At 41.0% G+C, this 5,928-nt stretch carries 6 protein-coding genes and 1 pseudogene; 5 read left to right on the plus strand and 2 right to left on the minus strand.

The genetic code is table 11. The annotated features are described in order from the left end of the window. A pseudogene (locus PX481_RS12750) lies at positions 1-209 on the minus strand (cell division protein FtsH); the annotation flags it as partial. A gap of 132 nt (positions 210-341) precedes the next feature. On the opposite strand from PX481_RS12750, the gene ccsB reads away from it, so the two are divergent. Continuing rightward, a complete protein-coding gene (gene ccsB / locus PX481_RS12755; protein WP_288027496.1) occupies positions 342-1,328 on the plus strand; it encodes a c-type cytochrome biogenesis protein CcsB in 987 nt (328 codons plus the stop codon). A gap of 5 nt (positions 1,329-1,333) precedes the next feature. Here the strand turns inward: ccsB and PX481_RS12760 are convergent, their stop codons facing one another. Next, a complete protein-coding gene (locus tag PX481_RS12760; protein ID WP_196219844.1) occupies positions 1,334-1,471 on the minus strand; it encodes a hypothetical protein in 138 nt (45 codons plus the stop codon). 126 nt (positions 1,472-1,597) lie between these two features. On the opposite strand from PX481_RS12760, the gene PX481_RS12765 reads away from it, so the two are divergent. The 4 genes from PX481_RS12765 to PX481_RS12780 form a co-directional block, all read left to right on the plus strand. Beyond that, positions 1,598-2,491, plus strand: a complete 894-nt coding sequence (locus PX481_RS12765) for an aspartoacylase (RefSeq protein WP_288027495.1) — start codon at positions 1,598-1,600, stop codon at positions 2,489-2,491. Between the two features lie 206 nt (positions 2,492-2,697). Next, positions 2,698-4,020 (plus strand): serine/threonine protein kinase, encoded by a 1,323-nt coding sequence (locus PX481_RS12770; RefSeq protein ID WP_052278585.1) that lies wholly within the window; start codon positions 2,698-2,700, stop codon positions 4,018-4,020. Between the two features lie 383 nt (positions 4,021-4,403). Then, a complete protein-coding gene (locus tag PX481_RS12775; protein ID WP_125731394.1) occupies positions 4,404-5,648 on the plus strand; it encodes an ATP-binding protein in 1,245 nt (414 codons plus the stop codon). A 46-nt stretch (positions 5,649-5,694) separates the two neighbouring features. Further along, the coding region (locus tag PX481_RS12780) for a Uma2 family endonuclease (protein WP_288094687.1) at positions 5,695-5,928 on the plus strand (234 nt) is incomplete at its 3' end.

Genomic DNA, 5,928 nt, shown 5'->3' on the forward strand with positions numbered 1-5,928 from the left:
ACTTGATTGCCAATTCTGACCTTACTGATGTCGCCCCGTTCCACTTTATTGATAAATTCGCTGTAGGGTTCGAGGGGAATATTGGATAATTCTGAGGGACGAGGGATAAGAAAATAGCCTAAAGCGGCAACACCAGAACAAATGATCAGGATTTTGCCTAACAGAGGCAAACGCGACCAGGAAAATTGATTATCTTCTTGATTAGTCATAATTTTTAGGGTGGGTCAGAGTGAAAATGCAAAGTTTATACTAACAATTCCCTGTCTCGATCGCCTTACCGATGGGATAGGATAGAGGATGGAATACTTGGTAGCGAGCGAGCGACAAACGAGAGAAATCCCATGAATTTAGTTAGCTTAGAGAACTTTCTCGATAACACTTCTTTTTTAGTCCTGTTTTTAACCATGCTGGTTTATTGGGCCGGGGCAGCCTTTCCTAGCATACCTTTGTTGCCGGGCCTGGGCAGCACGGGAGTGGCCATCGCTAACCTCTGTATCGCCGCTTTATTGGGGGCGCGCTGGTTAGAAGCGGGTTATTTCCCCATCAGCAATCTTTACGAATCTTTATTCTTTCTCGCTTGGGGTGTAACTGCGGTTCATTTAATTGCTGAGTACAATAGCCGCAGTCGCCTGGTGGGGGTGGTGACGACTCCTGTAGCCATGGGGATTACTGCTTTTGCCACTTTGTCCTTACCCGGGGAAATGCAAACTTCGGCGCCCTTGGTTCCAGCTTTAAAATCGAATTGGCTGATGATGCACGTTAGCGTCATGATGTTAAGTTATGCTGCTTTGATGGTGGGTTCCCTGATGGCGATCGCTTTTCTGATCGTCACTAGAGGTCAAAATATCGAGTTAAAAGGCAGTTCCGTGGGTACGGGAGCCTATCGTCTGCAAAATAAGTTATCTACCACTCTTTCCGCCCCAATTTTCCTGGAAACGGCTAACAGTGGCACAACCGCCCTTTTAACTCCCACCTTAACAGCGATGGCGACCCTTTCGCCCCAACGTCTTAGCTTGGCGGAAACCCTCGATAATATCAGTTATCGGGTCATTGGTCTCGGTTTTCCCCTTCTCACTATCGGTATCATCGCCGGAGCGGTTTGGGCGAATGAAGCTTGGGGTTCCTATTGGAGTTGGGACCCGAAAGAAACTTGGGCGCTAATCACTTGGTTAGTGTTTGCCGCTTATCTCCATGCCCGCATTACCCGGGGATGGCAGGGAAGAAAACCAGCTATTCTAGCGGCCAGTGGTTTTGTTGTGGTTTGGGTATGTTATTTAGGGGTGAATCTTTTAGGTAAAGGTCTTCATTCCTACGGCTGGTTTTTCTAAATCAGTTATAGGGGTGGGGTGTGGGGTGTGGGGTGTGGGAAGAATAAATAAAAATAATCTTCTGACGACCGACGACCGACTCCTAACCCCACCAACAAACTTTTTGCCGCAAACCATAAATAATTATAAGTAGGGAGGCACAATTATTTGTAGGATGGGTTAGCGGTAGCGTAACATAATCGGGCGTTGGGTTTCATGCTTCAACCCAACCTACGTTCATCTTATATTTAATTCCACCCACCCACTTAACTTCTCAAAAATTATAAAAAATGATCGAGCAGAAAACTACTATTAAAAATCTGGCTTTAATTGCCGGTGTGCATGGCAATGAACTAACTCCCGCTTATTTGGTTAAATACCTGCAAAAGTCACCTAATCTTATTGCTCGCAGCAGTTTTCAATCCCACAGTCTCATCGCTAATCCCTTAGCCCTAAAGCAACGGTTTAGATATATCGATACGGATTTAAATCGTTGTTTTAACCAGAAAGATTTAGTTAATCCCGATGGTCAGCAATACGAACAAAAACGAGCCAAAAAAATAGTCAAAGAAATCCGAGAAAAATCCATTGATTTATTAATCGATATTCACAGCACCACATCTAACATGATGCTGGCAATTATTTATTCTAATCCCCATCCTTGGCTATTAAAACTCTTTACCTATCTGACTAAAATTAATCCTGAGGTGCGCTTAATTTATCATCCCGTCAGCGAGGAAGAAAATCATTTTCTGAAAGGAATTTGTCCCCTAGCTTTTACCCTCGAAATCGGTCCGGTTAACCATGGTGTCATCTGTCCCTATCTTTTTCGTCAAACCGAAACACTCATCTATCAAATCCTAGACTATATCGAACAGGAAAATTATCTGGCTGCCCATCTCGATACTTTCAGCGAATCCCTCACAGTTTACCAACGTTTAGGCTCGATCGATTATCCTAGGGATGAACAGGGTGAAATTAAAGCCATGTTACATCCTCAGATTCTCCAACGAGATTATCAGGCAATTCAACCCAATCAACCGATTTTTCTAGGGTTTGATGGTCAGGAAATTATCTATCGTGGGGAATCTGAATTATATCCTATCTTTGTCGGAGAATCTTCCTATAAAGAAAAAGGAATCGCCCTTTGTTGGACAGCCAAAAAACAAATTGATATTAATTAGGGTTTGCGGCAAAAAGTTTGTTGGTGGGGTTAGGAGTCAGTAGCCGGTCGTCAGTAGCCGGTCGTCAGGAGATAGGAGATAGGAGATAGGAGATAGGAGATTATTTTTATTTATTCTTCCCACTTCCCACACCCCACACCCCACACCCCACACCCTGTCCCCAGGAAAAACTTTTTCAGCAGACCCTAAATAAGGGAAAAGCCACTATGACCTTTACTTCTGATTCTCTTTTAGCTGAACGTTACCAACTACAACAACGCCTAGGCAATACCGCTATCGGTCGTCAAACTTGGTTAGCTACCGATGTATTATCCCAGGAATCGGTAATTATTAAACTCCTCGCTTTTAGTCCCCAGATGGAATGGGAAGAATTAAAATTATTTGAACGAGAGGCCGCCGTTTTAGCTTCTCTCTATCATCCCCGTATTCCCCGCTATCGCGATTATTTTTCCCTCGATAAAAATCAAGGTGACGGGATTCCTTGGTTTGTGCTTGTACAAGATTATATACCCGGAGAATCCTTAAGCGATCACTTAGAAAGGGGGCAACGTTTCCCCCCTACGGTAATTCGGAATATTGCCCAAGAAGTTCTCGAAATTCTCATTTATTTGCATGAATTATCGCCCCCAGTATTACATCGAGATATTAAACCTAGTAATTTAATTATTAACTCAGAAAATAACGTTTATTTAGTAGATTTTGGCGCAGTCCAGTCCAGGGGTGCAGCAACAGGAGTTACTTTTACCGTGGTGGGAACGAGTGGTTATGCACCCCTAGAACAATTTTGGGGCCGGGCAGTTCCGGGTTCTGATTTATATGCCTTGGGCATGACTTTAATTCATTTATTGACGGGAATTGTGCCGATAGAACTGCCCCACCGCGACTCTAAAATTCAATTTCGCCAACTGGTGACAATCGATGATGATTTAATCGATTGGTTAGAAACTATGACCGATATGGCGGTAGAAAAGCGGTTTAAAAGTGCCAGAGAAGCCCTGAAATTTCTCCAACATCCCTCCTATCGCCAAGCCTCAAGTTTAATCGATCCTAAGAAATTACCAAAACCTCCCCACAGTTCCATCCGTATCGCTAAACGCCGGGATAATTTAGAGATTAATTTACCCCCAAAAATTAAGCTACTTTCCGATGCTCCTACCCTCTGGTCTTTGGCGATTGTCCTTACTGTCACTGTCTTTATCTCCCCGATTCTTACCTTTATTATAGCTCTAATTGGTTTTATTTGTTTGCGGGAGATGCAATTAATTCTTACACCTCAAGAAGTTTTAATTAAATATAAAGTCTTCAATTTTATCTACAAAAAATTTGCTTTTAAAACTCAAGATTTATGGGGTATTTTTCTCCATAGCAATGGCACAGAAGGTAACTATCAGATTCGTCTGCGGACGGCTAAAAATTATTATCTTATCGGCCAGAATCTCCGCGAGGATGAATGTCTCTGGTTAGGACAGGAAATCCAAGATTGGTTAAATTTTATCAAATATAGCGTTTCTCCTCAAGATGATGTGTAACCTGACAGGGTATCTTCTCCTGACTTGAAAGAGGGTGTAGGGTGTAGGGTGTGGGGTGTGGGGTGTAGGGAAGGAAACCTCTTTCATCTATGGGGGTGAAAATTTTTTCATCGGGACCGTCTCCCCAAAACGAAAACTTTGCACCTCACCATGAAGATAACTGCTATAAGTTATCAATTTTATCGAGAATCAATTCAAGAAATCCTAAGAATTAGTCGGTAGGCATTTCTCCCTTTTTAACCTTAATGTTGCAGATATCGCCCTATCTTGGTAGTATAATAACTGATTGGCATTCCCTCGGCTACAAGGCGGCAATTATTAAATCGGATTAGGAATTGCCAAAAGGCGGCCATGAAATGTTAGTTATTAGTGGAGAATTAAAAATGAACTCTGAAATTTACAAAAAAGTCAGCTTGTTAGTTTTGTATCAAGGGGTTTTTGATAATGCTATTGGTCAGGCATTTATTACCCTATTATCTACGGATAATGTTGCCGATTTTCTCAAAGCTTATGGTAAATTGTTTCAAGCTTTAGCATCCAGAAATATCAGTTGGAATGATTTTCTAATCGAACAAATTTTATTAGATGATAATCCCTTTAGTCAACAGGTACAGAAAAAAAGTGTTTCGGAGTTACCCGAATCTTTAATTGATGGCGTTAAACAGGATTTATCTATCCTCCAATCTCTTTATAACTCTAGCATTTATAGCTTAAGTAATTCGACAGTTTTTGAACAAATTAAATTTCTAATTTTCCCCGCTTGGGAAGTGGACAATAAATTAGAAAGTTTCCTACATTCTAGTTTAGATTGGACGGAATTAGTCGAAGATCTAGCCGATTATTATCGTGAGTGTGGTACAGGAATTTTTGCCCGTTATCAAGCTTTAAGGTGGCAAGAAGGCAGATTACAAGGAATTACTCATCCCGATCCCGTGCAGATTCAAGACATAGTCGGTTATGAAATGCCCAAGGAAACCTTGATTAAAAACACTGAGTTTTTATTAGCAGGTTATCCAGCTTTAAATGTCTTACTCTATGGCAGCCGTGGTTCGGGAAAATCCTCTCTGGTTAAGGGATTATTGCAAAAATATCATAGTCAGGGATTGCGCTTAATTGAAGTGGCAAAATCGCAGTTAAAAGACCTACCATTAATTATTGAAATCTTGCGAGATTTGCCCCAAAAATTTATTATCTTTGTCGATGATTTATCCTTTGAAGAAGACGATGAAGCTTTTAAAGCTTTAAAGGTTATTTTAGAGGGAAGCGTCACCGCTAGACCGAAAAATGTCGTAGTTTATGCCACTTCTAATCGCCGACATTTAGTCAGAGAATTTTTTGCGGATCGACCACAACCAAAAGATAGTGATGAAGTGCATAATTGGGACACAGTACAAGAAAAATTATCCTTTAGTGATCGCTTTGGTTTAACCCTCACTTTTGAACCGGCTAATCAAGAAAAATATTTGGAAATAGTGCGTCATTTGGCAGCTTTATCTAAATTAAAAATTAGCTTAGAAGACTTAGAATTTCGTGCCAAACAATGGGCAACCCAACATAATGGGCGATCGGGAAGAACTGCTAGACAATTTATTGATTTTCTCCAAGGGGAATTAGAATTAAATGGGTAAAATTAATTGTGTTATGATTAAATAAAAGAAGCTCTAATCTGGAAAAATGCTAACTCGATCTCCTACCAAAACCCTCAGCTTAGAAGAATATCGTAATTTAGAAACCATTGCCGAGGTTAAACACGAATATCACGACGGAGAAATTATCGAGATGACAGGGGGAAGCATCAATCATAATCGACTGGTACGCAATTTAATTCGCTTGTTAGACAATGCTTTAAGGAAAACTATTTATGAAGTCTTTCCCAGTGATTTGCGACTATGGATACCCCAATATAAT

The organism is Microcystis sp. M53603_WE2 (assembly GCF_030065435.1).

Bases quoted from the DNA above. Each gene is read 5' to 3' on its own strand.
- PX481_RS12765 (WP_288027495.1), top strand. From the start codon at position 1,598: ATGATCGAGCAGAAAACTACTATTAAAAATCTGGCTTTAATTGCCGGT.
- ccsB (WP_288027496.1), top strand. From the start codon at position 342: ATGAATTTAGTTAGCTTAGAGAACTTTCTCGATAACACTTCTTTTTTA.
- PX481_RS12770 (WP_052278585.1), top strand. From the start codon at position 2,698: ATGACCTTTACTTCTGATTCTCTTTTAGCTGAACGTTACCAACTACAA.
- PX481_RS12775 (WP_125731394.1), top strand. From the start codon at position 4,404: ATGAACTCTGAAATTTACAAAAAAGTCAGCTTGTTAGTTTTGTATCAA.